Origin of the sequence: Thalassomonas actiniarum (assembly GCF_000948975.2) — a bacterium.
Taxonomy (GTDB): Bacteria; Pseudomonadota; Gammaproteobacteria; order Enterobacterales; family Alteromonadaceae; genus Thalassomonas; species Thalassomonas actiniarum.
Window position 1 is genome coordinate 1,012,008 of the sequence record NZ_CP059735.1, and the last position, 25,776, is coordinate 1,037,783.

Below are 25,776 nucleotides of genomic sequence, written 5' to 3' on the forward strand. Positions count from 1 at the left end.
AGAATTCATCAGGATTTTTTCAACATTCCGTATGCTTTTATCGCGCCGCCTTAATATAGTGGTGGCGATAAAGAGAAAATAATAAAGACAAAAAAATAAATACAACAGGCGATGGAACGCTCAGGGAGATAGATATGCCATTGAGATCACATACGGGGTTTGCGGATCCGAAACAGAAAAAGCACCTGGTTGCCCGGGCCGTCATCGCGGCTTTAGCGCTGGGCACCTTATCGGGAAATACGGCACTGGCCCAGGACGGGGAAAGTGAACAAGATCTGGAGGTGATCACGGTAACGGCACAAAAACGGGTGCAAAATATTTTAAAGGTGCCGGTTACTGTCGGTACCATCAGTGAAGATTTGCTGGAAGAAACCGGCGCCATCAACCTCGATGAGGTTGAAAAATTTATCCCGGGTTTTGAGTTTGACGACGATACCATGACCCAGGCCGGGGTTGCGATGCGCGGCATCAAGAGTATCAATATCAGTGTCGGCGGCGATCCTTCCACCGCAACTTTTTATGATGATGTTTATATGCCCAGGGCGGCGCAAAACGTGATGTTTTCCGATATGGCGCGTATTGAGGTACTCAAAGGTCCCCAGGGCACTTTATTTGGCCGCAATGCCGCCATGGGGGTGGTGAATATGGTGCCTAAGTCGCCGTTTGCCGACTTTGACAGCTTTGTCAAAACCACCTTAGGCACAGATAACCTGCGCCGTTTTGAAGGCATGGTCAATATTCCCCTGAGTGAAAACGTTTATATGCGCGCCAATGCCTTAAGCAATTCGCAGGACGGTTTTGTCGATAATCTGGCCCGCCCCGAGTGGAACCAGGGCAATAAGGTTTGGGATCTGGGGGCGAAAAACCATGATGCCGCCCGCATCGCTTTTTTATGGCAAATTTCCGAAGTGACCGATTTTCAGTTGTCCTACGACTGGGATGATCTCAAACAGGCGTCTTCCATGGCGATAGGTACCAGCGAATATGCCTATAACGGCGGGGAAACGCCTTTTGCCTCCAAGGCTGAAAATGATGTCGAAGACGGCACCGAATCCCGGGATATGTACGGCATTACCGCCAAATTCAATCATGAATTTAACGATCAGTTGTCGATGAAATATGTGCTCAGTTACCGTGACTGGGAGACAGAAAACCGGGAGGATGAAGACGGCACCGCGGATATAACCCGCTACTTCGATACCAATAACCTGGAAGATTCAGATATCCTCTATACCGAACTGCAACTGAATTATGTCGGCGACAAAATCAATGCCGTGGCGGGTTTTTCCTATTCAAAAGAAAAGGTTAAGCAAACCACCCAGCTGCATATGACAGGCGATACCGCAGCCCGCCTGGTGACGGGAGATTTAAACAACTTTATCCGCCAGGGATTTGCCGAGCAAATTGCCGGGGAGATCGGCGGCAGCAGCGATGCCCATGCCGAGGCGGCCTTTGGCCCCGGGGTAACCTTTGACGGCGCGGTTGATGCCTTCTACCGCGCCAGCGACTTCCCGATGGATCACATGTGGCAGGCGGATGAATGGGCCAATGCCCTCAATGTCTTAGGCTACGGCGATACCATTATGGCCGGCATCGGCATGCCGGGGCAGGCGCTGACCGCCGATGTGGTGACGGCCACCGGCGATGTGACCTATGATATCGTGGCCCAGCAGCTGGGCATAGCCGAGATCTTCGGTCCCAGCTATTCCGGCGCCTTCTGGCAGGAGAATATCCACAATACCGGTGACTTTACCAACTGGGGCATATTTGCCGATGTAGACTACAGCGTCACCGATAACTGGAATGTGATTGCCGGGCTCAGGTATTCTAAAGATAAAAAAGACTTTACCTGGTTGATCCCGCAAAATTCCTATGCCGCCGATGGTTTGCGCCCCGGGGTCGGTAACCTGATCTTTATGCCGGTGGATATGCGCGCCGATGATGAATGGGACAAGATCACCGGTCGTTTGGTCACCAGTTACCAGCTCAGTGATGATCATATGGTGTTTGCTTCCTATTCTACCGGTTATAAATCCGGTGGTTTTGACTCCCTGACCCCGAGTGAAACCTCTTTTGAGCCGGAAGACACCACCAACTATGAACTTGGTTATAAAGGCATTTTATTCAATGCCCTGGTGGCCAATGTCAGCGTTTATTACCTGGAATTGGATAACCTGCAAAATACCGTCGACTCGAAACAGCCGGGCAGTCCGCAGGCGGTGCCGACCATTATCAACGAAGACAGGGAAATTACCGGGCTGGAACTGGATCTGCGCTGGAGTGTCAGCGACAGCCTGATTTTGGGCATGGTCTCTGAAATTCGCAGCACCGAGAATATCACCCCTGAGTTTTATAACGGTGAAGGGGATCTGATTGCCGCGCAAAAACGCTCCCATGACGCCAGCGCCAATTATACCCTGACCCTGGACTGGATGCCGGACTTTGGTATCGGCACCACCAACTTCCATGTCGATTATGTTTACCTGGAAAATATCAATGATCAGCAGGTGGGACTGGAAGATTATAAAAAAGCGGTACCTGAGTATTTTAGAGATACCAAGAACTTAAATGCCCGCTTATCCTGGGCCAATGAAGATGATAATTTTGAGCTGGGTCTGTGGGGGAAAAACCTGTTGGATGAGCAGGTTATTACCGACATTGGCGGCCTGACCGCGGATGTGATCGGCACTCCTCATGGCCGTATTAACCGGGGCTTTGAAGCGGGTATCGATATGAAATACACTTTTTAGCCTGGGGAGCGTCAGTAGCTGCTAAGGCTGATGTATCTGATTGGCGTGAACGGTCGACATTTTGTCGGCCGTTTTTTTTAAGTTTCCTTTCTTGAAATTAGTGTTTAGTATGTTGGAGGAAAATTATTCACCTTGAAGCGTTTTAGCGCGGCAAAAGCAGAATATTTTTCTCTGGAGTGAGCTGCGGCTTAAGTATTTTTGCAAAAGTACTTAAGCCGCAGCTGTGATAGACAATAAAAACTAATCAGCAGAATGGAATTAAATGACTGTTTTTGGAATATTCTTTGCCAGTATCGCCTTTGCGCAACTTATGATGGGCAGTCTGTTACTGACGCCTTTGTGGAAAACCAACCAGTCTATCCGCCTTTATATGCTGCTGATGGTGTGCTGCTGCTGTTATCTGACTAAGGTTATTTTTGCCCCGATTGCTTTTAGTTCTTTTTTCTGGTGGCTGGAACTTGTCGGCGGTAATGCCTTGCCCGGGGTGTTCTGGCTGGTCAGTCTGAGCGTCTTTGGCGACCATGTTATTTTAAAACGCCGGCAATATGCCCTGGCTTCCCTGACTTTGCTGATCCCTTTTGCCGCCACCACTTCGCAAATGCTGTTTTCCTACGATATCAATAACTTTGCCGCCCTTGCCGCGACCATTAAATACGGCGGTACCCTGCTGGAGCTGTTGTTTATCGGCCACGCCCTGCTTATTGCCGTCAGCCACTGGCGCGGCGACCTGGTGCAGGAACGCCGCTATATCCGCGGCGGGGTGATCAGTGTCTCCGCCCTGTATATTATTCTGGTGATCATCAATGATGAAATTTTTAAGTTCCAGTGGCCGGGAGTGGAGTTGCTTAAAAGCGGGGTGATGGCGCTGCTGGTCACCGCCATTAATTTCTTTTTGTTTACCCTCAAAGGTTCAAGCTTATTTGAAACCGTCAAACAGGTGCAGCCCGATACCTGTGTACCGGAGGCAAACGCACATGAGTTGCCCCGCATTATCGACGCCATGGAGCAGGATAAACTCTACCGCCAGGAAGGCATGACCATTGCCGGCCTGGCCAAGGCCCTTTCCATTCATGAATATAAGCTGAGAAACTTGATCAACGGTGAAATGAATTACCGTAACTTTAATGATTTTCTCAACCATTATCGCATTCGTGAAGTGACCGAAAAGCTGGCCCAGCCGGCTTTTAGCCAGACGCCGGTATTAACCCTGGCATTGGAAAGCGGTTTTCGCAGTTTAAGCTCTTTTAATAAGGCGTTTAAAAATACCCACCAGCTGACCCCGACCGAATACCGGAAAAAAGTCCTGTCTTCCGCCCCGGTTTAACTTTGTTACCCGGTGTCAGGCGAATTCGTCAGTATCGGGGGAATTCGTCAGTAAAACCGGCTGAATTTTCAGGAATACGTCAGCTTTTTTTGGAAAATACGTAGGTTTTCTACGCGCGGGAATTCTATATTTTTAGCTCTCAAGTTTTTTATAACAACAAGAGCAGCTAACACCATGCCGACAATAAGACGCCCGAATTCCCTTTTTTTGCTTTATCCCTTTTTCGTTTTTTCTTTGTTCTTGCCTAAAGTTGCTTTTGCCCAGGGGGCGCTGACCTCCGGCGATATCAATAAGGCAAAAGCCTTATATCAAAGTTGCCAGGCCTGTCATGGAGAACAGGGGCAGGGAAATCCGCTTTTGAAAAGTCCGGCATTGGCAGGCCAGTTCGCCTGGTATATCAAGCGGCAACTTAAGCATTTCCGCTCGGGACTCAGGGGCAAGGAAGGCGACAGCTTAGGGCAGCAAATGGTTGCCATAAGCCGTCAGTTAAAAGATGAAAAGGATCTCGAACTCCTGGCTGCTTATATAGAAAGCCTGCCCGGCAGTGGCCGGGCTAAAGCCGGGTCGGAGGCCGGCAATAAAAACGGTTACCGTTATTACCAGGGAAAGTGCGGCGCCTGCCACGGCAGCGAAGGGCGGGGTAATGCCGTCTTTAATGCCCCGAAACTGACCGGGCAGCAGGCCGACTATTTACTAAGGCAGATGAAAAGTTTTAGCGAGGGGAAACGCGGCGCGGATAAAGAGGATAAGTTTGGCCGGCAAATGGCGATGATGGCGAAAACCGTTTCCGGGCAGCAGCTCAGCGATATTGTCAATTACCTGGTTGCCCGTTAGGTAAATGCCGGAGGTGCTCAGCTTATGAAAAAAGTGTCTAAGTCTAACCTGGTTGTGTTAACAGCCGCATTGATGTTTAGCGGATGGTTTGCGGGAGTTTCGCATGCGGGGGTTTTTGTCTGGGGGGACTCCGGGATTGCAACCCTGGATACGGCATCCGCCGCGACAACAGCGGCCATGAATCATACAGGCAGTGAACTTCCCGGGGATGTCGCCGGGCAGCGGCCTTTTATTTTATCTTCAAGCTGCCCTGCCAGTTTCGAATTGACCGAGAGCGGAGCTTGCAGCCTGGTGACCCGCTACCAGTTTTACGACTCGGTGCAGCAAAGGGGGGTTGGCGGCACCCAAACCGCTTTGCCAAAGCACAGGTCGGGTTTTACGGCGCAGCAAATTGACCTGGGCCGTTATCTGTTTTTTGATCCCTTACTGTCACAAGACGGCAGCTTGTCCTGCGCCGGCTGCCATCATCCCGAGCTGGGCTTTAGCGACGGCCTCGGCCGCAGTATAGGCATTGGCAAAGAGCCGACGGGCAGGGGAGCGCCGAGTTTATGGAATATGACCTTTTTAACCAGTTTTTTCTGGGATGCCAGGGCAGATTCCCTTGAACAGCAGGCACGGGGGCCTTTGTACGATAAAAAGGAAATGGCCAATACCCCGGCGCAGCTGCTTGCCAGTATCCGCAGCAATGCCTATTACCCTGAGATGTTTGCCCAGGCGTTTCCCGGCCTGGACGGGCCGACCCTGGAGCAGCTTTATAGCGCACTGGCCGCCTTTCAAAGTTCGCTGATTTCCCTCAACAGCCGCTACGACCAGTATGCCCACGGTTTCCACCAGGCATTAACCGCCGATGAAGTTGCCGGTTTGAATGTCTTTCGCTCTTTTGTTGCCCGCTGCGCCGAATGCCACCAGCCGCCTTTGTTTACCAATAACCAGGTGGCGGTGATCGGCACCCCTGAGCCCGACGGCCTGCCTTTTGACAGCGGCGCCGAAAAAACCTTCAACAGCGCCAAGCTCAGGGGCGGTTTTAAGGTGCCGAGTCTGAGAAATATCAGCAAAACTGCACCTTATATGCATTCGGGCAGGTTTAAGCGTTTACGCGATGCGGTGGCGTTTTATAACAAGGGGCGCGGCCATGCCGTGCCGAAAAACGAGCAATTGCAGCTGCACTGGCATATCAGGGAGCCGAAACTGACGGATGAAGAAATGGACCGTCTGGTGGATTTTCTCGGGGCGCTAACGGATGAAAGCCTGTTGCCGCAGATACCCCAAGTGCTGCCGTCGGGGTTAAAACCGGTTCAGTCATTGCCTGTGGCTGAAACAGCAGGAGAGCAAAAAGTGCTTGCAACAGAGACGGTTGCAACAATAACAACAAGCAATGTAACCATAAATCAGGGAAACTGATAACGGAGGGGATATGAAAATAAGGCGGACTTTCACCACGCTGTTAATCGCCCTGGCGTTTACCGCCGGGATCGTTTGTGCCAAATACCTAAGCAGCAGCGGGCACAGTAATCTCCCGGTCACAAGCAGCAGCGAGGGGGCAAGTTATCTTGGTTACCAGCATGCAGGGGCTGAGCCAGATAAGGCAAGAAATAGCAAGGGGAAAAACGGCAAGGCAAGTGCGGTTCCCCGCCGCAGCAGCGAGGGAAAAGTCCATGTGGTGAAAGACGGCGATTCGATCATGGCGGCGGTAAAGGCGGCGAGTCCCGGGGATAGCATACAAATTTTCCCCGGCAATTATCACGAAACCGTCTACATAGATAAAGACGATATCCGCTTGATTGGCGTGATAGAGCAAGGTGAACGCGCAACCCTGGACGGCAAAGAGTTGCTCAACGACGCTATTTTATATTCCGGCAATAATATCGTGGTGGAGAACTTAAAAATCACCCGCTATAAAGGCAACGGCATTATGGGGCAGGCGGGCAACAATTTTGAGATCCGCAACAATATTATTGTCGACACCGGGGTGTACGGCATTTTCCCCCAGCTGGGCAAGAACGGCATCGTAGAATTTAATGTTATCTCGGGTATTGAAGATGCCGCCATTTATGTCGGCATGAGCGATAATATCCATGTTGCCCATAACGATGTTTTTGACAGCGTTGCCGGTATCGAAATCGAAAACTCCCGTCATGCGATCGTGGAAAACAATTATGTCCACAACAATACCGGCGGCATTCTCGCCTTTATTACCCCGGGGCTGCCGATTAAAACCACTTATGATGTCATCATCCGCAATAATTTTGTCATCGGCAATAACCATAAAAACTTCGGCGCCCCCGGCTCGACCGTTTCCGGGATCCCGGCAGGTACGGGGATTTTGATCATGGCGGCGGATGAAGTTATCGTCGAAGGCAACATCATTTCCGATAATAAAACCGCAGGTATTATCATCACCGACCACGACAATGCCGCCAATATCACCTTAGATCCCGAATCGGATCCCAGCCCGGATAAGGTGATGCTGCTGGACAATACCATGATCAACAACGGTTACGATACCCTGGATGAAGTCAAAGTGCTGATGCTGACCGAGTTTAAAAGCGGCAACCCGGATATCGTCAGGGTGGGGCAGAGCCGTGACAGCTGCATCCTTAATCCGCAGCGTTATTTTACCCTGGGAGTAGGTAAGTGGAAAAAATGTGATTTCAGCCATACCGCGGCAATAGATACCTACCTTTTGGATGAGCCGGTACCGGCGCGGGAGATAGATCCGTCGGAGCGGGGCAAGGTGGTTTACCTGGGCATTTGCACCGGCTGCCATACCTACACCGGGCGCATGATAGGGCCGCCGGTGGAAATTATCCAGGCGCTGTATATGGATAACCCGCAGGGACTGGCGGACTGGATTGAACAACCCACCAAAAAACGTGAAGATTATCCGCCGATGCCGCCGCAAAACTACCTGGACAAGGAAACCCGGCTGGCGGTGGCCAGGTATATGTTGAGCGCCACAAATTAACCTGGCAGGGCTCCCCCTGGACAAACTGTTTCGGGGGAAAATCTGCTTTTGGGCTTGTTAGCTTTTTGCTCCCATGCTCAACAGGTATTCGCGGATTGCCGGATTTTTTGCACCGCTTAGCGGGCTCCTCAAGGTGCTGCCGTTCAAGGTCTTGGCCTTGACCGCCAGGTTAACATCGGCGCCGTTTTCCACTAAAAACTTTACCATCGCCAGGTGGCCACTGCGGGAAGCGGTAATTAAGGCGGTTTCATCGTCGGGGGCTACGGCATTGATGTCGGCGCCGCGCTGATAAAGCAAGGCGGCAGCTTCCACTTGGTTTGCCATGGCGGCAGCGGTTAATGCCGTGCCGTCGCTCCTGGTTATTTGATTTACATCTGCCCCCTGCTGCAGCAAAGTCTTGATCATTGCCAGCTTGCCTTGCCTGGCGGCGATGATTAAGGCGGTGCCGTCACCGGGGAGCAGCTGGTTAACATCCAGGGCGGAATTGAGCAGTGCAGTTAATGCCTGCTGATCATTGTTGCTAATCGCTGCCATCAGGCTATCCGCTGCGCTGTTGCTGCTATGGACAGGCGATTGGGTTGAAATTGAGTGTTTTGGCTCATCATGTGAAAAACTGGTGGTGGCAACCAGGGCTAAGCTTAAGCTGAACGCTGTGGCCGGGAGCAATACCTTCATTGTTATTATCCTTTCATTTTCGTGGAAAAGCTTCTGTTATAGATAAAGTCGCCGGCAATGGGGATAAAGTTTGAAAATTTCTCTTTTTATTTATTTTTATTTATTTTTATTGCTTGCCGGTGGCGCTGCCGATAAAAAACATGGCCAAAAAGCAGTAATTCTTTGATTGTGTATAATTAACGCTAATTGGTATTGACTTTCTGTTCTTACCTGCCTTAAATGGAACAAGATTAGGCAGGTACCATGGCTTACTTTTATTGAGGTCTATTGAGCTATTTTGATGAGTAAAGCACTGTTTTCCAATAATAAATTAAGTCAGCGGGTATTGGTTTATATTTTGCTTTGCAGCTCTGTGCTATCTTTATGCACCACCTCGGTACAACTCTATGCCGATTATAATGATGATTTATCCGCGTTAAAACAACGCTTTGTCAATATTGAAATCAGTTATATTCCCTCCATTGCCACCAGTCTCTGGGACTTCAACGAACCTTTAGTACAACAGCAAATTCAGGGCATAGTGCAGCTGCCGGATATTCGTTATGCAAAAATCGTTACCGGCTTAGGCAACATTTATGAGTTCGGAGATCCGGATGTGGTGGCCGAGGACGACATGGAATACCCGGTTTTTTACGGGGATAATGATATCGGCACCTTAAAGGTGTTCGCCGATTATCAGGATATTTATCAGCGGCTGTGGCAAAGGGCCGGTTTTATTATCACTTCAGAATTTATCAAAATTTTTATTGTCGCCCTGTGTATTGTCTTTATTGTTCACTTGCTGATCACCCGCCATCTTTACCGTATTACCCATTACTCGCAGGAGTTGGCCAGCGATAATCTCAATACCGAATTAAGCCTGTCGAACCGTCCCGGTAAAAAAGATGAGTTAGATCTGCTGGTGGATGCTATCAATGATATGCGCCTGACCTTAAAAAGCGATATTCAAAAACGGGAAGTGGCGGAAAATGCCCTGATCCAGCTTAATGGTGAGCTGGAAGTGAAAGTGTATGACCGCACCGCCAAATTAGAGCACAGCAATCAACAATTGCAGCAATCGCTGGATGATCTGACCCTGGCAAAAGATCAACTGGTGCAGTCGGAAAAGATGGCTTCCCTGGGTCAACTGGTGGCGGGGGTTGCCCATGAAGTCAACACACCTTTGGGGATCTGTGTCACTTCCATTACCGCCCTCAAAGAAAAAGTCGATGCGTTAAAGCGGGCGGTGGACTCGCAGGAACTCACCAAGTCTCATTTGTCCTCGACTTTAAGCGTGCTGACCGAATACCAGTTGATCATAGAGCGTAGTTTGAACAAATCGGTGGAGCTGATCCGCGGTTTTAAATCGGTGGCGGTTGAACAACATACCGATCCCGAATTGAAGATTAATTTGTCCCGCCAGGTGCATGATATAGTGAACACGGTGAAAACTATGTTTAAGCATAAAAAATATCAAATTCACCTGGATATAGATCCCGAACTTTCCCTGGTGACCTACCCCAGTGCCTGGAACCAGATCTTAACCAACTTTTTAATGAATTCTCATGTCCACGGTTTTGAAGGGCGGGATACCGGCAATATTTCCATCTCTTTCACCGAAGAAGACGGTTACCTGACCTTGTTGTATAAAGACGATGGTGTCGGCATTAATAAAGGCATTAAAAAACGGGTCTTCGATCCCTTTGTTACCACCAAGCGCGGCCAGGGAGGCTCCGGCCTCGGGCTTAATATTGTTTTTAACCTGGTCGATGCCAAACTTGGCGGTGTTATCAAATGTCTGGATGTCGACAAAGGTTGCTGTTTCCAGGTCCGGGTGCCGATAGTGCATGCCGACTCTAAAAAGCTTGCCGACGCCTAAACCTCCAAGCCGTTAGCGATTGCTTCATCCCGCTTTCACCTGAGTGTTTCATTTTTCTTTCTTGCGACTGCTGTTGCAGTTCCACCTTTATTCTCTTTTGCCGTCAGAAATTGGCTATTGATTTTTTATGATAAAAAATGTGACAGGTTGTCACTTTTTAGCTACTCTTAAACGACTTGGATAAAAAGTAGTCAGGTGAGCGGACGTGTCAGCAAGAATAATAAGAATCAATCCAAAGCAGCAGCGCAGCCAAAGCCGGGTCAGCAAGATACTGGAAATCGCCGGTGAGTTATTTGAATGCCGCGGCCTGGATGCGGTGACGTTATCGGATATTGCCACTAAGGCGGAAATTACCCGCAGCTCTTTATACCGCTATTTTCCCGATAAAAATGCGGTGATTAAAGCGCTGGCCCAGTTACATATGGATAAACTCAAACAGGAATTTGACTGTCTCTTTTTACCGGAAAAGCCTGTACAAGGGGGACAGGAAACAAGCCAGTCTCAGGCGGGCAGTGGCATAAATAGCGGCGATCACAGTGAGCATCAGCTGGGCCGGCAGCAACTGTTGGCAAGCGTTGATAAGATCATCGATGTTTATGCCAATTTTTATTGTTATCAGCCCGGGTTCAGTGCGGTATGGGGGGCTATGGCCAGTATTCCCGAATTGCAGGTGCTTGACGATCAGGAACTGCATTATCACGGCCTGGTATTCTATCGGCAAACCCGGCAATTATTTCCCAAGGTCAGCGAAGCACAGTTAAGGATCATCAGCACTATGTTGCCCAGGGCGGTGGGGGCGGTGTTACGTCTGGCGATGTCGGCAACACCGGAAGAAGCAAAGGCTTATATCGGGGAAGCCAAGCAAATGGCAAAGGCGTATTTATTGAGCATTTGCGAGCAACAGGGGTGATCAGAAACACAGGCATAAAAACAGATAAAAATACCAGGGAAGAGCGGTAATAAGGGAAGTAAGAGCTACTTATTTTTTCTCTGAAGATTAGCACAGTCTTTCGGGCCGGGAGTCCAAATATAAGACATGCTCCCGACTCCCGTTAGCGGCCGGGAACATGACAAGCTAACAGGAAGAAAAAATGAAAATAATAAGGACGAGCATCAGGAGAATAGTACCTGCGGCATTACTTGCCTGCGTTGGTGTCACCCAGGCGGGGGATTTTCAAATTGGCCGGGGCATACATGATATTACCGGGCCGGCGGCGGAAGTCGGCATGTTGGGGTATGCCGACTTAGAGCAGATCAGCTCAGGTATCCATACCCGGTTGCATGCCCGCGCGTTTATCATTGCCGAAAATGACAATATCAACCAGCGGGTGGTGATGGTCAGTGCCGACCTGGGTATGTTGACCCAGTCGGTGAAACAAGGGGTGGTGGCCAAGCTCAAGCAAAAATACGGCGACCTCTATCTCGATGCCAATGTGATGTTATCCCCCACCCACACCCATTCAGGTCCCGGCGGCCTCTCTCATTATGCCCTTACCAACCTGACATCTTTGGGTTATATCGAACAGAACTACCATGCGGTTGTTGACGGCATAGTTGCGGCGATAGACCAGGCGCACCAGGAGCTGAGCCCCGGAGAAATTAAAATCAACCAGGGAGAGCTGTACAATGTCAGCGTAAACCGCAGCGATGAAGCCTACCAGGCCAATCCGGCGGCAGAAAAAAGCCGTTATGACGACAATGTCGAACATAGCATGACCTTGCTGAAATTCACGAAAAACAGCCAGGATTATGCCCAGTGGAACTGGTTCCCGGTGCACCCTGTGTCCATGAGCAGCAGCAATACCCTGATTTCTGCCGATAACAAGGGTTATGCCTCCTATCTTTTTGAACGGGACATGGGCCTGGATTATCTGAGTAAGCAAGGTTTTGTCGCCGCTTTTGCCCAGGCCAATGCCGGGGATGTCAGCCCCAACTTAAACCTTGACGGCACCGGCCCCGGCAGCACAGAGCTGGAAAGCACGCAAATTATCGGTCAGCGGCAATATGATAAAGCGAAAGCGCTTTATTTAAGTGCCAGCCAGCCCCTGGGCGGCGATATCAGCTACCGCCATACCTTTGTTGATTTCTCGAAACTGGCGGTGGCTTCGGAATATTCCGGGGAAAGTGCCAGCAGCACCTGTGATGCCGCCTTAGGTTATGCCTTTGCCGCCGGCACCGAAGACGGTAAGGGCCCGGACTGGTTTCATGAAGGAGATAACAGTGCCAATCCGCTGTTTACTATGGTGACTTCCCTGATTGCCGTGGCCCCGGATTCGCTTCGGGAATGTCACGCGGAAAAAGAAATTCTGCTGGCGACGGGCTTGGTAGAGCCTGTGCCCTGGACCCCGGATGTTTTGCCGCTGCAGCTGCTGAAAATCGGGCGCTTGGCGGTGGTTGCCCTGCCGTCTGAAATCACTACCATGGCGGGGCGCAGGTTAATGGCCACGGTGCAGGCGGAACTGGCGGGGGAGGTCGATCATGTGGTCTTGTCCGGCCTGGCCAATACCTATGCCGGTTATGTCTCCACCCGGGAAGAATATGCCGCCCAGCATTACGAAGGCGGCCATACCATTTTCGGCCCCCATACTCTGGCGGGATACCAGCAGGAATTTACCAAGCTGGCGCGGGCAATCAAGCAGAATACCCAGGTGGAAGCCGGACCGGCTTTAAGGGAATTGGCGGATCAGCAGCTGACCTTCCAGACCGGTGTGGTACTGGATAATACCCCGATCTTTACTTCTTTTGGCGATGTCCATCAGCAGGTTAACTCCAGCTACGGCAAAGGGCAAACGGCTTTTGTCAGCTTCTGGACCGGGCACCCGAAAAATGATTTAAAAACCCAGAGCACTTATCTGGAGGTGCAGAGGAAAGTGGCGGGTAACTGGCAAAAAGTCGCCGATGATAACGACTGGGAAACCTTTTACCGCTGGAAGCGTATCGATCCCGTATGGGGCAGCTCACGTGCGGAAATCTCCTGGAATATCCCCGCAGATGCTCCAAGCGGGGAATACCGTATCCTGCATTACGGCGCTTATAAAAATGGCTGGACCGGCAATATCCATCGCTTCACCGGCAAATCTAAATCCTTTAGCGTAAATTAGCCTCAAGCTGGCTCAGCAAGTAACATCAAAGCTAAGGTGAAAGTGCCTTAGCTTTAATTACAGGAAGTAATGTATGTCATGGGCCCAGGACGAGCAGGAATGACGATTATTACAGGAAGTAATGTATGTCATGGGCTCAGGACGAGCAGGAATGACGATTATTACAGGAAGTAATGTATGTCATGGGCTCAGGACGAGCAGGAATGGCTCTTATTTGCAGGATTTAATCTAATCTAGTCTAGACTATAAGCATGAGCAGGCATGGCGCTTTTTAACGGCTACAGGTTTATTTCCCCGGCCATATAATCGGCGGCGCCGCCGGTTAATAATACCCGGTCGCCTTTGAGCTCGCAGGTGAGCTGGCCGGTGCGCTCGGATAGCTGTTTAGCGGTTAACACCTTGCGGTTTAGCCGCGCCTGCCAGTAGGGAGCAAGCTGGCAGTGGGCGGAGCCGGTCACCGGATCTTCATTCACGCGATATTTCGGGTAAAAACAGCGGCTGACAAAATCGACCTCGTTCCCGGGAGCCGTCACTATCACCCCCCTTAAATCCAGGTTATACCAGGCGGCATAATCCGGGGTAAGGTTTTTGACTTCTTCTTCATTGCTGAGGACAACCAGGTAATCGGTGCCGGCCAGTACGGCTGTCGGTGTGATTGTTAATCCGGCCAATAATGCCATCGGCGGAGGAGTATCCCGGGATGCAGAGGCGGGAAAGTCCAGACAATAACCCTGGCTTACCTTGGTTACCCTCAGCTCGCCGCTTCGGCTTTTAAAGCGGATTTCCGGCTCGTTAAAACCTAAATGTTGATATAACACATGGGCGCTGGCCAGGGTGGCATGACCGCACAGATCTACCTCTCCCTTAGGCGTAAACCAGCGAAGTTCAATGCCTTGTTCACCGTTATTTTCACCCGGCACGATAAAAGCGGTTTCCGATAAATTATTGGCTGCGGCAATTTTTTGCAGCAGTTCGTCATCAAGCCAGTGGCCTAACGGACAGACCGCGGCGGGGTTACCTTCGAATACTTTGGCGGCGAAAGCGTCTACCTGATATATGCTTATTTTCATCATTTACCTGCTGTTAACTGAAGTGGTTATTCCCGGTACCAAACCGTCACCAGGCCATCTGAGTCGCTCACCGAATGGGAAATGTTGATCAGTTGCTTTGGCTTTAAAGTAGACGCAAATTCACAGGCGCTGGTGAATAATTCATCCCAGTTGGCAAAGCTGCCGCGAAATACTTTATAGGTGACCGAATGGGGTTTTGAAATATAGAGCTGTGCATTTGGAAACAAATGGCTGGGATTTTCTGTCGTGGTATTGAGCACGCCCCTGGCACAGTTGCATTTCCAGCAAACCTCGAAGCTGTCATCTTCGACATCGGTATTGCAGTTTTGACATATCCAGGTCATTTTTTCTCCGTTTAGCTTATGGGGCTGCTACTTTAAGAAAGTTTGAATAACTTGATAATACTTGGGATATTGAGAAATATCATTGTGATCGGCATTTTTTATTAATTCCACCTGAGGTTTCAGGGGGGTATAAGCCGTGACCAGCTTATCGCTGTGCACCTGGGCAATGACCCTGTCATGCTCTGCAATCACCAGCAAGACTTTGGCCTTGATGTCTTTGCTTCTGGCGGCGGAATTATATTTGTCTTTTAGCAGGTACTTCATCGGATAGATGGGAAACTGTGCCTGGGCGACTGCTTCTATGCTACCAAAAGGGGTCACCAGTACCAGGTGGGAGATATCCCGCTTGGCTGCCAGGTAGCTGGCGATACCGCTGCCCAAGCTGCGGCCGATCACGCCAATACTGCTATGTTGCCCGGATAGCCGATCATAAATGGCCAGGGCATCGCTATAAAGTCCCTGTTCATTCGGGCTGCCGCTGCTGCCGCCGTAGCCGCGGTAATTCACCAGGTAAATGCTGTGATCCGGTAATGCCCGGGTAAAGTCAACGGCGTTGAAGGCCACAGTTTCGGCATTGCCGCCAAAATATAACAGTGCCTTTTTCTGGCCGCCGTTGACCAGGATGGTTTTAATGACTTGTCCCTGGCTGGCAAATTCAAGCTCCGGGTAGCCGTGATCGACGGTGCTGCTCGGGAAATAAATCAAGCTACGTTGCATCACAAACAGCAAGCTTCCCAGGGCGAAATAGATTATCAGCAAAGAGCAGAGTAATTTCAGCATAAGCTTTACTATAGCCTATCGGGAACAGCAGCTTGCTGTTTGTCTGCCTGCCGGGGCTTTTCGGCGGCAGGCTTCGCCAAATTAATCAGGTTACCCGTGAGCATCAGAGCCGCACCGGCAAAAAGCGATAAGCCTACCTCTTCCTGATAGAGCAGGCCGCCGACTAACGCGATTAACGGCAGGCGCAAAAAATCCAGGGTGACCACTGTGGTGACTTCGGTTGACAGCATAGCCCGGGTGATACAGTAATGGGCGCTTAAGGCGGCCAGCCCCATCAGGGTCAGCCACAGCCACTGTATGCCTTGGGGCCATTGCCACTGGGGCAGGGCAAAACACAGGGCAATAGGCAGCTGCAGCAAAGACATATAAAACAGGATAGCGACGGGTTTTTCCGTGCTGGAAAGGGATTTTACCGCAGTATGGGCAAGGGCGTAACAGACGGCGGCCGCCAGGGCAACCAAGGCGCCGACCTCGAACATGGCCACCCCGGGTTGGACTATTACCAGCACACCGAAAATGCCTAAAACGATGGCAGCGGATTTGCGTAAGGTGATTTTTTCCTTAAGCACCAGGGCGGCAATCAGGGCGGTCCACAGCGGCACGGTAAACTCCAGCGCAAACACCTCTGCCAGCGGCAGTAAGCCCATGGCCAAAAACCAAAAATATTGTCCGGCAAAATGAACCAGGTTTCTAAAACCGTGCAGGGGCAGTCTGTTGACCCTGATCAGGGATTTTTCTTTGATAAAACAGAGCACCAGGGAGATAAAAGTCAGACTTATCAGGCTGCGGAAAAACAGCATTGGTGTAATAGGCAAGCCAGCGCTGAGTTCCCTGCCGCCTATTGCCAACAGGCAAAAGGAGGCGATTGCGCCCGACATCCATATAAAGGCATGCATTTAGATATTACTCCTGGTGAATAAAATTTAGCGGTTAAACGGCATTAAACAACGGCGGTGGCTTAGACAAATTTACACATGCCCAGGCCTAATGTTTCTCCGCACCTGTCCCGGTAGCCGTAACGGCGATAAAACCCTTCCTTTCCCCGGGCCGCCAACAGTCCTACGGTAGCGCCTGTTTTTGCTGCTGTTAACAGATAGCTTTCTATTTGTTTCATAATGATATGCCCAAGCCCCTGTTGTTGATAATCCGGGTCTACGATCACATCCTGAATATAAAAAAACATCGCGCCATCGCCGATCACCCGCCCCATGGCGATAAGTTTATCCTGATCCCTGAGCAGCACATGAAACAGGGAGTTGGCCAGACTGGTTGCGGCCATAGCTTTGTCGGTTTGTCCCCAGCCGATTTTCTCTCGCAAACCGGCGAATTCAGCAACCGAGGGACTTAGGTTGCTCATGGTATATTTTTCTGGCGTCATCTCGGGGATTACAGTCATAGCTAAGTAGAGTGGGGTATCTTGTTATATCAGAACCGAAACGCCGCTTCAATATCGGGCTACCTCGCCGGCAGCGGTGACCCTGTTTTGTTTGCCTGATTGCATGGTGCTGAATAAAAATTTAGTGTTATGCTAAAGCTGTTATTTAAGTTGTTAATCTATTTGTACTTTTATTTCACTAAAGACATGTGATCAAGGCATTATCAGTTTATATGGATCATTTTTCGATACGCGCTTACAGCAATGAAATGCGGGGCCATTACCATGAGTACCACCAACTGGTACTGCCCCTGCACGGCTCTATTTATATCTCCGTCGGGGATTTTTTTGGCCTGGTCAGCCCGGGAGATTGCGTGATTATCAAAGCCGGGCAAAGGCATGACTTTAAGGCGCCGGAAGAGGCGCGTTTTCTGGTGCTGGATACCAGCCGTTTGCCCGCCAAGATGATGTCCTCTGCCGAGGAGAAGTTTGCCGTTAATGCCCCGCTGGTGGCTTTTATTCATTTTATCGAACAGCAATTGCAGCACCAGGTGAACCGGGAACTGGAGTCGTTAACTTATGAGTTGTTTCAGCAATTGTTGGCACAGCAAAGCTGTGCCAGGCGTATAGATAAAAGAATTGAGCAGGTGCTTGATGTGATCAGCCAAGATCTTAGTCGGGCACACTCGTTAACGGCCCTGGCCCAGGTCGCTTGCTTAAGCCCGACCCAGTTTAAAAAGGTGTTTAAGGAAAGTCTGGGCGTCAGCTTTCAGGTTTATATCACTAAGCTGCGTATGGAAAAGGCTAAAGCCCTGCTTACTCATACCGACATTCCGGTCAGCCTGATAGCCGAGCGGGTGGGCTACCAGAATGCCTCGGCCTTTAGCCGCAGGTTCAAGCAGTATTTTGGCACCAGTCCGAAAACTTTTGTGCGCTAGTGCGTTATAAAGCGATGAACTGCGTCTTTTGTGTTGATAAAAGCGTCTTATCTGCACACACAAGCAAACACAATTCATCGACAATATTGCTATGGTAACTTTTATAGAAATTTTATGATGGCGACAATTTATGGTGCCCTGGCAATAGTGATGTGGGGCGCCCTTGCCCTGCTAGGCGTTAATACCAAGGCTATTCCTGCGTTTCAATTACTCTTTATGTGCTTTTTTATATCCGCTTTGCTGATGTTTGTCAGGCGCTTTTTAATCGGGCAGCCGCTGCTTTGCAAACCGGCGATGACTTTACCACAGTGGCTTTTGGGCACGGGGGCGCTTTTTGGTTTTCATTTTTGTTATTTCATCGCCCTTAAGCATGCTCCGGCAATAGCAGTGAGCTTGATTTGTTATTTTTGGCCTATGCTGCTGGCAATTCTGCTTGCCGGTAAAGCGACCCGGCTTCGGGCCCTGGCAGGCGGTATTATCGGTTTTATCGGTATAGGTTTTATTATCCTGGGGGATGGTGAAATAAGTTTTAATGCTGAGTTTGTTTTAGGCTATGTCCTGGCAGGGGCTTGCGCTCTGATATGGTCAAGCTATTCCTGGTATTTGTCGAGATTCGGCGGCGAGCTTGATAATATCGGCTGGTTATCCCTGGCCGTTGCCTTGCTGTCCTTAGCGGCTCACTTCTTGTTGGAAAGTCCGCTATCAGGCGGGCTGTCATCATCTTCCCGGGTTTTCGGCTTGTGGCAGTTCGATGGTGAACAATGGCTGGGGATCATCCTGCTGGGATTAGGGCCGGTAGGAGGGGCTTTCTATTTGTGGGATCTCGGGCTGAAAAAAGGCAATAGCCAATTGCTGGCATCAATGAGTTTTTGCAGCCCTTTGATATCCTCGGTGTTGCTGGCGCTGGCTGGTTACAATGCCTGGTCTATGAATATTTTAATTGCCCTGGCTCTGATACTGCTTGGTGCCCTGATTGCGAATAAAAAGCCTGCCAATAACAAGCCCGCCGATAAGAAGCAGCTTCATCAGGCAAAAGCAGCAGATAGCCAGGCAAATAAAGCGTTAGCGGTTAAGGCCGAACGCATTGGCCCGGTTAGTTAACAGGCCATTTACTTGCCTGGTTATTTGTTTTTCCGGCTTAGGTATTATCGCTAAGGTTATGGCCAGCGCCAGTTAAAAGCCTGTCAAGCCAGTCCTGGCCTTAACCCGTTCAGGCACTTTTCACTTTATTTTTAAATAAGTGGTTAACCCATTGATATTTTGTATACAGTATACTAATGTTTGTTGGGCGCTGATGAAGCAAGGTAAAAGGAGCGCCTGACATCTTGCTCCGCTGGCACCGCTGGTTTTATACACTTTGCCAGGGGGGTTACACAAAAATGATTAAATGGAGATAATCATGATAAAAAAGAATACGTGTTTTATCCGCAGCAGGGCTGTTTGGGGGTTATGTGCCGTATTAGCCAGCCCTTTGGTGTTTGCCGATGAAATTAAAATAATGAGCTATAACGTCCTGGCCGGTAGCGGCTGGGAAAGCCGGATGCTTGATGTTGCCGAAACCACCCGTCGTTTAAATCCTGATATCGTTGCCTTTCAGGAAGCTTTGCCGGCACTGAGGCGAAGTGATACCGACGATCAGCAGTCTGCGCTTGAGCGTGCCCTGGCGGGAAGTAAATGGCATTTTTTCCGCTGGAACCAGGAAATTGGCCACAGGAATTGCGCCCCGATAGCCCTGGACACCAGTCGTTTTACCCCGATAGCCAATGGTAGTGTGATTTTAAACTTTACCGATGAAATCAGCCAGTCACAATGGCAGGACTTATGGGATCTGCATGACTTGTTTCATAAAGACCATACCTTTGTTGAGTTTCGTTACCTGACCTGGCTGGTGGTTGAAGATAATGACGGTAAGCGCTACAGCATCATGAATACCCATTATGAAACCTACCCGGAACCTGAACGCGGCGCCCCGGATGATCCGGCCAGGCTGGAATATTTCCGCGAGCTATTGCACCGGGTCTTTCAGTATATGTCCAACAAGGCGGTTGAACAGGGCGAATTACTGAGAAATCAATACGGTGCGACACCTATCCTGTTGGGAGATTTTGAATATGGCGATTTGGACGACCCGGCAATCAAGACCATAGTGGACGGAGGTTACCAGGATACCTGGTTAACCCTGAACGTGGAAGATCGGAATAATCGCCGGGCGGCGCGTGGTATAGATCACATTTTTGCCGACAAAGACCTGGTGGTCAAAGAAGCCTATTACGATTGGAATGCCGACGCATCGGACCATCAGCCGTTAATTGCCGTGCTCAACAGCAGTGCTGTCCGGACAGCTAGCGATGCAAGCTTTACAAAACAGGATATTACCGGTAAACAGCTCTCCTGGCAGCATTTTGATTTCCTGGTGCCGGATAACTCCGCCGAGCTGAGCGTGGCTATCAGGGGCGGCAAAGGGGAGGCCGGGCTGTATGTGAATAACGGCAAGCAAGGGGCGACACGCAGCGATTATGTCTGTAAAACCCAGGTCAATGGCCACCAGCAGGCTTGTGTGATCACGGCGCCCAAATCCGGAGCCTGGACCTTGTCACTCTATGGTTATAGTGACTATAGCGGTATCCGTCTGGAAGCCGTCACTAAAGCCAATAAGAACAGCTCAGAAAAATGATGAGTTAACGAGCAGATATTACCTGAGTTGATGCTGCTTTAAAGCAGGAAAGCTCCCAGGCGAAGCGTAAGGACATATGCTTCGCCTTTTTTAAACCAGTATTGTGATTTATCTTGTAAAGCCGGCGCGGGGAAGAGATACCAGGCGTTAATAAAAGCAACCAATATCCCCTGATAAACCCCGTCTTCCTCTGGCTAACATAGCCGATTTTACAGGATGGCATAACCCGGCCGTTATGTACTTTTGTTGTGCAAGTCCAGCTCCCAGAATTCCTGGTCAATATTTTGGTTATATTGACGTAACCTTTTTACCGGCTCCGAGAGGCGAAAGCCTAACTGCGCATACAGGTTTCTGGCGCTGGTGAGACAGCTATAGGTTTCCAGGCAAACCTTGGCGAAGCCATTTTGTTCAGCATGAGCCAGCGCACAATTCATCAGCTCCCGGGCTATTCCTTTACCCCGGTAGTGGTCCATCACCAGCACAAAATTGATAAAGGCTATCCCATTTTCTCCTTTGGAAACGGCGATTGAGCCCGCCTTGTTGCCATCAACTTCCTTGAGCCATAGCCGCGTGAATTCATCTTTTTTGTCAATAAGTGAAACGATTTTGCGGGCAATATCAACTTCAAAACCAAGATCAAAGTTAAACTCGCTTGAATAAATCAAGCCGTGTTTCGATATAATCCAACCTATATCTCCCGGCCTTACTGTTCTAATCAAATCACTCATCCTCGTTTCAATTTATCTGCAATGGACAGCCAAGTATTCGTTTGGGGCTTGATAAGTTTATACGCGCCTTATCTGCCGGCAAGTATTCCCCAGTCCGGATCCAGTTTGCCGCCTTCACTGGCTAAAATCGAACGTGCACTGAACACATTTATTTTCCGTTCCAGTAATCCCGGTATATAGGCTACCTGTTCTTTTTCGGTAATGGTGAAAGTCTGCTGAATTTCAGCATCTGTCATTGTCCGGCGAAGTTCTTGATTCATACCCAAAGTGGACATTTTTACCAGTTCTTCCTGGCTGTTCATCCTTCTGTGGCCGACATCCTGCATAAAACCGGGAGTACCAAAGATTGTATTTAATACACAAAGGTTTGCATGGTGCCCCATAACCACTAGATCTGTGATCTTATCTGCCTTTAATTTCTGGGCTAATTTGGTGTCATGAAAAGAATTAAAAAACGGCTTATATATTAACCTGTATTTAGAAGGGGACTTCGGCATCTTTTCCGCTAACGGTGTGATAGTGCCGTATTTGGGGTTTCCTCCCTGAGCAGCATCCTTATCAATAATGACCTCATAAACTATCAGGTCACATTCCAGGGCGGTATCTAATACTTCAATCATATTTTCTAAAACCGTTTTACCGGCATATTTCTTTTGACCTTGTTTGCCGACCAGTGAATTGGTTGAAGCAACTGAGATATTCGTCTGCATATCGATCAACATTACTGCTAACCCGCCTTCTGAGGCATAGCGGCGCATTGCTTGCGGTATACTTTCTTTCGTCGGGGTACAGTTGGCTTTAGCCCTTCCTCCGCTGCCTCCCAAAGAGGCTAATGTGTATTTGCATGCTTCAGAGCCGATCGCCGGGGTTTGTAAAAAAGCCGTTACTTTTTGTTTTATTTCATCGTAGATAACCGAGTCTTTTGTCGTTTTAAGTTTGGTTGCCAAAGCGTCGATACCATCCGGATGTACATCGCGGTTATATAATGACATCATGATATGGGCCCTGATCGCCTTTCTTAAGTCTTCTGACGGCCTGTTTTTATCAAATCGGTTCCAGGCTAAAGAAAGTTTGTTGCCGCCATCTGTCAGATCGTAGTCTATGATGCGCTGTTGCAATTTAGCCAGATCGCCCAAGTTTAACCAACCGGAATTATCCCGGGCATAAGTTGTTAAATGATCTATGGTATTTTGAAGCCTGAGATTTGTGGGCATAAAGTGAGTATCCTTATGTGGGCAAATAGGTAAAACCAATGTTGATGTTTACCCCGGGTAAACATGCTATTTAAATAAGTACTTTTTATTGCACCTGGTGTTATGGCGAATAAAAAGACGCTAAGTGACGTAGCGGTTGTTGGCGATAATATGCAAGGTATTGAAATCCAGCTGACTGTGGGGTTACAGATTCAATTTTCATTTTTACATTTCTTTTTAAATGCTTAAGCTTATGTAATTAGACCAGAGTACGGACTGGCATAATCCGGTTGATAGCAATTACGATATCACGAAGGTTGTTAAAGGCGACAGGAAAGTTTATCTGGGCAGACCAGAATGGACAGTTACGGGTTGATCGACAGCAACCAGTATCGGATTGAGTTTGTGCAGAGGATAAGCTTCAAAGCAGGCGGAGAGCCGGAAAGTCTTTCCTTGATAATGAAAATGCCGGTAGCCCTTACCTGACAGTAAACGGGCTATCGGCATTTGCTCTGTTTAGAGCGAAACAGAGGGGGTTTCACCTGAATGAGTTTTTACTCACTTTTGGTAAAGCTGAACCAGTTCAAATTCCACTCCTGGCCGTTGGAATTTAACCTTATGGTGTACTGGCCTTCAGGCAGGGTTACTGTGGAAGTGACCGTGATATAATCCTGCCAGCCGCCGGTGGCGGGCACGGTAACCGTGTCGAGCACTTCATCGCCGATAAGCAGGCTGAAACCGTCGCTACCGGGCACGGTGGCCAGGCGGTACTCCACGGTATACTCTCCGGCGCTGTCGATTTTCACGTCATAATCCACCCAGCGGTCTATCTCGAAATGGCCGATATTGGAGCCGCCGCCGTTATCGCCGCTGCTTTCCGTCTGTACCCCGGGATGGGCGCTGGTATAGTTTTCCGCTTCGATCAATCCCGGGATCGAGAAGAAACTCGGCCCGCTGGCGGCGATCTCGCTGCCGTAGCCCAGGTCGATATCGTTGAAGGCGGCGACATAATAATAGTAAGTGGTGTCGCCGCTTGAAATAACATCGCTATAGCTGGTGCTTGTGGTTTCAGCTATCACCTCAAAGCCTGAGCGGGAGGCGGTGCTGCGGTAAATCTTGTAACCGCTTACGTCGCCTTCGGCGGCATTCCAGCTTAAGCCGATGGCATCTTCACTTACGGTTAAGGCCAAATCTGCCGGTTTGCCGGGAATGTTAGTGAAAATTTCCGGTGCCTGCTCAGCGGTCATGGCATCGACCACATAATCATTGATGATGTAATCCATGGTACCGAAGGCGGCAAAATAGCTTTCAATCTCTTCCTTGCTTGAGCTGTTGACATCTATTTGGGGCAGGGAGCGTCCCTGTACGTCTACCCATTCCTGCGGCATATCCGGCACCAGGTATATTTCCGCCCACATATCATTGCCGCCGGCGCCGTTGTCTTTAAACTTGCCGCTCAGGGTATAGGACTGGCCGCCTTCTACTTGCACCGGCTGGTAGATCAGGCTGTGGTTACCGGCGGGAGAGGTGATGCGCAGGGCTGCGCCCGTGTCGCTGCCGGCAAATTCACCGGCGTTATAGTTAAAGTCGTAATTGCGGGGATCTCCCCACAGGGATAACTCGGTCCAGCCGCTATTGCTGCCAAAGTCACCGTTGAGCAAGATATCTTCACCGCTGGCATCATTGGTTAAATGAATATCATCATAAATCACGTCCGAGCCGTTAAAGGCGCCGGTTTTGATCACCAGGTACATGGTTTTGCTGCCTTCGCCGGAATAAGGCGTAGTGCTTTTTGCCGGGCCGCTGCAGGCATCACTGAAATTACTCTCCCAGTCGTTGCAGGACCAGGTTTCCGCCTTGGCCAGCAGCTGATCGCCGTTATTGGTCACCAGGCCCCATTGGCCGTTGCCTAAGCCGCCGGCAGGAGAAGTGGTTTTATAGGACCAGGCGGTTGCCGCCCAGTTGAGATCGTTGAAGGTATCAAAGGTTGCCCGGGTGATAGGGCCGCCGAGCTCACCCAGTCCGGTCCAGGGCTGTAATTCACCCACCAGCAGCGGGGTATAAACATCCCTGGCCTGTTTAGCCCAGTCGCATACGCCGGTGGCGCCGCTTTCACCACAGGTGAGCCAGTCGCGGTGCACTTCATAGCCGATTTCACCCCAGCCGAAAATACCGGGGTATTGGTGGATTTCAAAGGCGACATTGGTCATGCCCGAGTCGAAGGGATCGCCGTAGGCTTCGATGCCGCCGGAGTTATGGCCGGGTAAAATCACGATATGGTTATTATCCACTTCGCGCACCGCCCGGTAGAGCTCAATACTGAAATCTTTTAATGTTTCGGCGTCTGTGCCCCAGGGTTCGTTTAACAGGCCGTAACCTGCAATTGCGGCTTCATCCTTATACTTGTCGGCGATTTGTCGCCACAGCCAAAGGGTGCGATCTTTGTATTCGTCACTTTCCCATAGCTTGTTCTGGCCTTCACGACCGGTATGTTGCTCCCATCCCTGTCGGCCCACTGTGCCGTGCAGATCCAAGATCACATAAAGTTCACGTTCCTTAGCCTCGGCAATGGCCCAGTCGAGATAACGCCAGGCATCTGCTTTTAAGGTTTTTGGGTTGTTGTCATCTTCGAGCAAACTGTACAAAAACGGGATACGTACCAGGTTGAAGCCGCTATCCTTAATCACGTCCCAGTCGTTCCCGGTGATCCAGTTATCCCGAAATACCGTCATCAGCTGTTCTTTTTCCGCTTCGCCGAAACGTTCACTGAGTTTTTCTTCCAGGCTGTACTGGTCGGGAATATTTTCCCCCAGCGGGTTATCGCTGGCTTCGAGCATCCACATTTCCATCGCCAGCCAGTTGCCGAGGTTGATGCCGCGCAGGGAAACCTTCTGATCCTGTTGGTTCATCCAGATGGTGCCGTTTTGTTTGAGCAAGGAATAGCTTTCCTGCTGGGCTACCGGTTGTTCATAAGGAGAAGATACTGTGGCTTTTGCGCCGGGGGCGTCACTGCCGCAGCCCTGTAAAGCCATCAGCACAGCCGCCGTGGTTAAGGTCATTTTGCTTTTGTTAGCTGTGATTTTGTCTTTTATTCTATTCATCACTAGGCCTCTGTTTTTAAATAAGAGTTAGGTAATCGTTTGCTCGTTAACTGGTTGTCGTGTTAA

The 25,776-nt window shown here is 49.8% G+C and carries 20 protein-coding genes; 11 read left to right on the forward strand and 9 right to left on the reverse strand.

Features of this window, described 5'->3' with window-relative positions; genetic code table 11:
* Positions 1-134 precede the first annotated feature (134 nt).
* The 5 genes from SG35_RS04415 to SG35_RS04435 all read left to right on the forward strand — a co-directional run bounded on the left by SG35_RS04415 (position 135) and on the right by SG35_RS04435 (position 7,873).
* A complete protein-coding gene (locus SG35_RS04415) occupies positions 135-2,750 on the forward strand; it encodes a TonB-dependent receptor (RefSeq protein WP_044831854.1) in 2,616 nt (871 codons plus the stop codon).
* A gap of 262 nt (positions 2,751-3,012) precedes the next feature.
* Positions 3,013-4,074 carry a helix-turn-helix domain-containing protein gene (locus tag SG35_RS04420; RefSeq protein ID WP_044831853.1) on the forward strand — a complete coding sequence of 354 codons (1,062 nt, stop codon included), beginning with the start codon at positions 3,013-3,015 and terminating at the stop codon, positions 4,072-4,074.
* Positions 4,075-4,248: 174 nt separating this feature from the next.
* Complete coding sequence (locus tag SG35_RS04425; protein WP_053042897.1) at positions 4,249-4,908, forward strand: c-type cytochrome; 660 nt, start codon at positions 4,249-4,251, stop codon at positions 4,906-4,908.
* 24 nt (positions 4,909-4,932) lie between these two features.
* The gene (locus tag SG35_RS04430; RefSeq protein WP_063888638.1) at positions 4,933-6,309 is read left to right on the forward strand and encodes a cytochrome-c peroxidase; all 1,377 of its coding nucleotides are present in this window, start codon (positions 4,933-4,935) and stop codon (positions 6,307-6,309) included.
* Between the two features lie 13 nt (positions 6,310-6,322).
* On the forward strand, positions 6,323-7,873 hold the full coding sequence (locus SG35_RS04435; protein ID WP_044831852.1) for a parallel beta-helix domain-containing protein: 1,551 nt from the start codon (positions 6,323-6,325) through the stop codon (positions 7,871-7,873).
* A 57-nt stretch (positions 7,874-7,930) separates the two neighbouring features.
* On the opposite strand, the gene SG35_RS04440 is transcribed toward SG35_RS04435, so the two are convergent.
* A complete protein-coding gene (locus SG35_RS04440) occupies positions 7,931-8,548 on the reverse strand; it encodes an ankyrin repeat domain-containing protein (protein ID WP_053042896.1) in 618 nt (205 codons plus the stop codon).
* A 280-nt stretch (positions 8,549-8,828) separates the two neighbouring features.
* Between SG35_RS04440 and SG35_RS04445 the strand changes: the two genes are divergently transcribed.
* From SG35_RS04445 to SG35_RS04455, 3 genes are all read left to right on the forward strand, one after another.
* The gene (locus tag SG35_RS04445) at positions 8,829-10,406 is read left to right on the forward strand and encodes a sensor histidine kinase (RefSeq protein WP_044831851.1); all 1,578 of its coding nucleotides are present in this window, start codon (positions 8,829-8,831) and stop codon (positions 10,404-10,406) included.
* 205 nt (positions 10,407-10,611) lie between these two features.
* Complete coding sequence (locus tag SG35_RS04450) at positions 10,612-11,316, forward strand: TetR/AcrR family transcriptional regulator (protein ID WP_053042895.1); 705 nt, start codon at positions 10,612-10,614, stop codon at positions 11,314-11,316.
* Between the two features lie 181 nt (positions 11,317-11,497).
* A complete protein-coding gene (locus tag SG35_RS04455; RefSeq protein WP_053042894.1) occupies positions 11,498-13,507 on the forward strand; it encodes a neutral/alkaline ceramidase in 2,010 nt (669 codons plus the stop codon).
* 278 nt (positions 13,508-13,785) lie between these two features.
* Here the strand turns inward: SG35_RS04455 and SG35_RS04460 are convergent, their stop codons facing one another.
* The 5 genes from SG35_RS04460 to SG35_RS04480 form a co-directional block, all read right to left on the reverse strand.
* The gene (locus tag SG35_RS04460) at positions 13,786-14,577 is read right to left on the reverse strand and encodes a PhzF family phenazine biosynthesis protein (RefSeq protein WP_044831850.1); all 792 of its coding nucleotides are present in this window, start codon (positions 14,575-14,577) and stop codon (positions 13,786-13,788) included.
* Between the two features lie 26 nt (positions 14,578-14,603).
* Positions 14,604-14,921: a hypothetical protein gene (locus tag SG35_RS04465; protein ID WP_044831849.1), complete on the reverse strand. Its 318-nt coding sequence runs from the start codon at positions 14,919-14,921 to the stop codon at positions 14,604-14,606.
* 27 nt (positions 14,922-14,948) lie between these two features.
* Entirely contained in the window at positions 14,949-15,701 is a 753-nt protein-coding gene (locus SG35_RS04470) for an alpha/beta hydrolase (protein ID WP_044831848.1), read from the reverse strand.
* An 8-nt stretch (positions 15,702-15,709) separates the two neighbouring features.
* Positions 15,710-16,597 carry a DMT family transporter gene (locus tag SG35_RS04475; protein WP_201777766.1) on the reverse strand — a complete coding sequence of 296 codons (888 nt, stop codon included), beginning with the start codon at positions 16,595-16,597 and terminating at the stop codon, positions 15,710-15,712.
* A gap of 62 nt (positions 16,598-16,659) precedes the next feature.
* Entirely contained in the window at positions 16,660-17,058 is a 399-nt protein-coding gene (locus SG35_RS04480; protein ID WP_152646539.1) for a GNAT family N-acetyltransferase, read from the reverse strand.
* 251 nt (positions 17,059-17,309) lie between these two features.
* On the opposite strand from SG35_RS04480, the gene SG35_RS04485 reads away from it, so the two are divergent.
* From SG35_RS04485 to SG35_RS04495, 3 genes are all read left to right on the forward strand, one after another.
* Complete coding sequence (locus SG35_RS04485) at positions 17,310-18,014, forward strand: AraC family transcriptional regulator (protein WP_044831846.1); 705 nt, start codon at positions 17,310-17,312, stop codon at positions 18,012-18,014.
* 114 nt (positions 18,015-18,128) lie between these two features.
* Entirely contained in the window at positions 18,129-19,115 is a 987-nt protein-coding gene (locus tag SG35_RS04490) for an EamA family transporter (protein ID WP_063888637.1), read from the forward strand.
* Positions 19,116-19,413: 298 nt separating this feature from the next.
* Positions 19,414-20,688, forward strand: a complete 1,275-nt coding sequence (locus tag SG35_RS04495; RefSeq protein WP_044831845.1) for a pre-peptidase C-terminal domain-containing protein — start codon at positions 19,414-19,416, stop codon at positions 20,686-20,688.
* A 233-nt stretch (positions 20,689-20,921) separates the two neighbouring features.
* Here SG35_RS04495 and SG35_RS04500 read toward each other — a convergent pair whose 3' ends face one another.
* The 3 genes from SG35_RS04500 to SG35_RS04510 all read right to left on the reverse strand — a co-directional run bounded on the left by SG35_RS04500 (position 20,922) and on the right by SG35_RS04510 (position 25,710).
* A complete protein-coding gene (locus SG35_RS04500; protein WP_160298249.1) occupies positions 20,922-21,407 on the reverse strand; it encodes a GNAT family N-acetyltransferase in 486 nt (161 codons plus the stop codon).
* Positions 21,408-21,484: 77 nt separating this feature from the next.
* The gene (locus SG35_RS04505; RefSeq protein WP_044831843.1) at positions 21,485-22,630 is read right to left on the reverse strand and encodes an isochorismatase family protein; all 1,146 of its coding nucleotides are present in this window, start codon (positions 22,628-22,630) and stop codon (positions 21,485-21,487) included.
* Positions 22,631-23,163: 533 nt separating this feature from the next.
* Positions 23,164-25,710, reverse strand: a complete 2,547-nt coding sequence (locus SG35_RS04510) for a cellulase family glycosylhydrolase (RefSeq protein WP_044831842.1) — start codon at positions 25,708-25,710, stop codon at positions 23,164-23,166.
* Positions 25,711-25,776: the final 66 nt, after the last annotated feature.

What these genes read in the sequence shown, in the direction of transcription:
- SG35_RS04415 (WP_044831854.1), top strand. Translation starts at nt 135, where the DNA reads ATGCCATTGAGATCACATACGGGGTTTGCGGATCCGAAACAGAAAAAG.
- SG35_RS04420 (WP_044831853.1), top strand. Translation starts at nt 3,013, where the DNA reads ATGACTGTTTTTGGAATATTCTTTGCCAGTATCGCCTTTGCGCAACTT.
- SG35_RS04425 (WP_053042897.1), top strand. Translation starts at nt 4,249, where the DNA reads ATGCCGACAATAAGACGCCCGAATTCCCTTTTTTTGCTTTATCCCTTT.
- SG35_RS04430 (WP_063888638.1), top strand. Translation starts at nt 4,933, where the DNA reads ATGAAAAAAGTGTCTAAGTCTAACCTGGTTGTGTTAACAGCCGCATTG.
- SG35_RS04435 (WP_044831852.1), top strand. Translation starts at nt 6,323, where the DNA reads ATGAAAATAAGGCGGACTTTCACCACGCTGTTAATCGCCCTGGCGTTT.
- SG35_RS04440 (WP_053042896.1), bottom strand. Translation starts at nt 8,548, where the DNA reads ATGAAGGTATTGCTCCCGGCCACAGCGTTCAGCTTAAGCTTAGCCCTG.
- SG35_RS04445 (WP_044831851.1), top strand. Translation starts at nt 8,829, where the DNA reads ATGAGTAAAGCACTGTTTTCCAATAATAAATTAAGTCAGCGGGTATTG.
- SG35_RS04455 (WP_053042894.1), top strand. Translation starts at nt 11,498, where the DNA reads ATGAAAATAATAAGGACGAGCATCAGGAGAATAGTACCTGCGGCATTA.
- SG35_RS04460 (WP_044831850.1), bottom strand. Translation starts at nt 14,577, where the DNA reads ATGAAAATAAGCATATATCAGGTAGACGCTTTCGCCGCCAAAGTATTC.
- SG35_RS04465 (WP_044831849.1), bottom strand. Translation starts at nt 14,921, where the DNA reads ATGACCTGGATATGTCAAAACTGCAATACCGATGTCGAAGATGACAGC.
- SG35_RS04470 (WP_044831848.1), bottom strand. Translation starts at nt 15,701, where the DNA reads ATGCTGAAATTACTCTGCTCTTTGCTGATAATCTATTTCGCCCTGGGA.
- SG35_RS04475 (WP_201777766.1), bottom strand. Translation starts at nt 16,597, where the DNA reads ATGCATGCCTTTATATGGATGTCGGGCGCAATCGCCTCCTTTTGCCTG.
- SG35_RS04480 (WP_152646539.1), bottom strand. Translation starts at nt 17,058, where the DNA reads ATGAGCAACCTAAGTCCCTCGGTTGCTGAATTCGCCGGTTTGCGAGAG.
- SG35_RS04485 (WP_044831846.1), top strand. Translation starts at nt 17,310, where the DNA reads ATGGATCATTTTTCGATACGCGCTTACAGCAATGAAATGCGGGGCCAT.
- SG35_RS04490 (WP_063888637.1), top strand. Translation starts at nt 18,129, where the DNA reads ATGATGGCGACAATTTATGGTGCCCTGGCAATAGTGATGTGGGGCGCC.
- SG35_RS04495 (WP_044831845.1), top strand. Translation starts at nt 19,414, where the DNA reads ATGATAAAAAAGAATACGTGTTTTATCCGCAGCAGGGCTGTTTGGGGG.
- SG35_RS04505 (WP_044831843.1), bottom strand. Translation starts at nt 22,630, where the DNA reads ATGCCCACAAATCTCAGGCTTCAAAATACCATAGATCATTTAACAACT.
- SG35_RS04510 (WP_044831842.1), bottom strand. Translation starts at nt 25,710, where the DNA reads ATGAATAGAATAAAAGACAAAATCACAGCTAACAAAAGCAAAATGACC.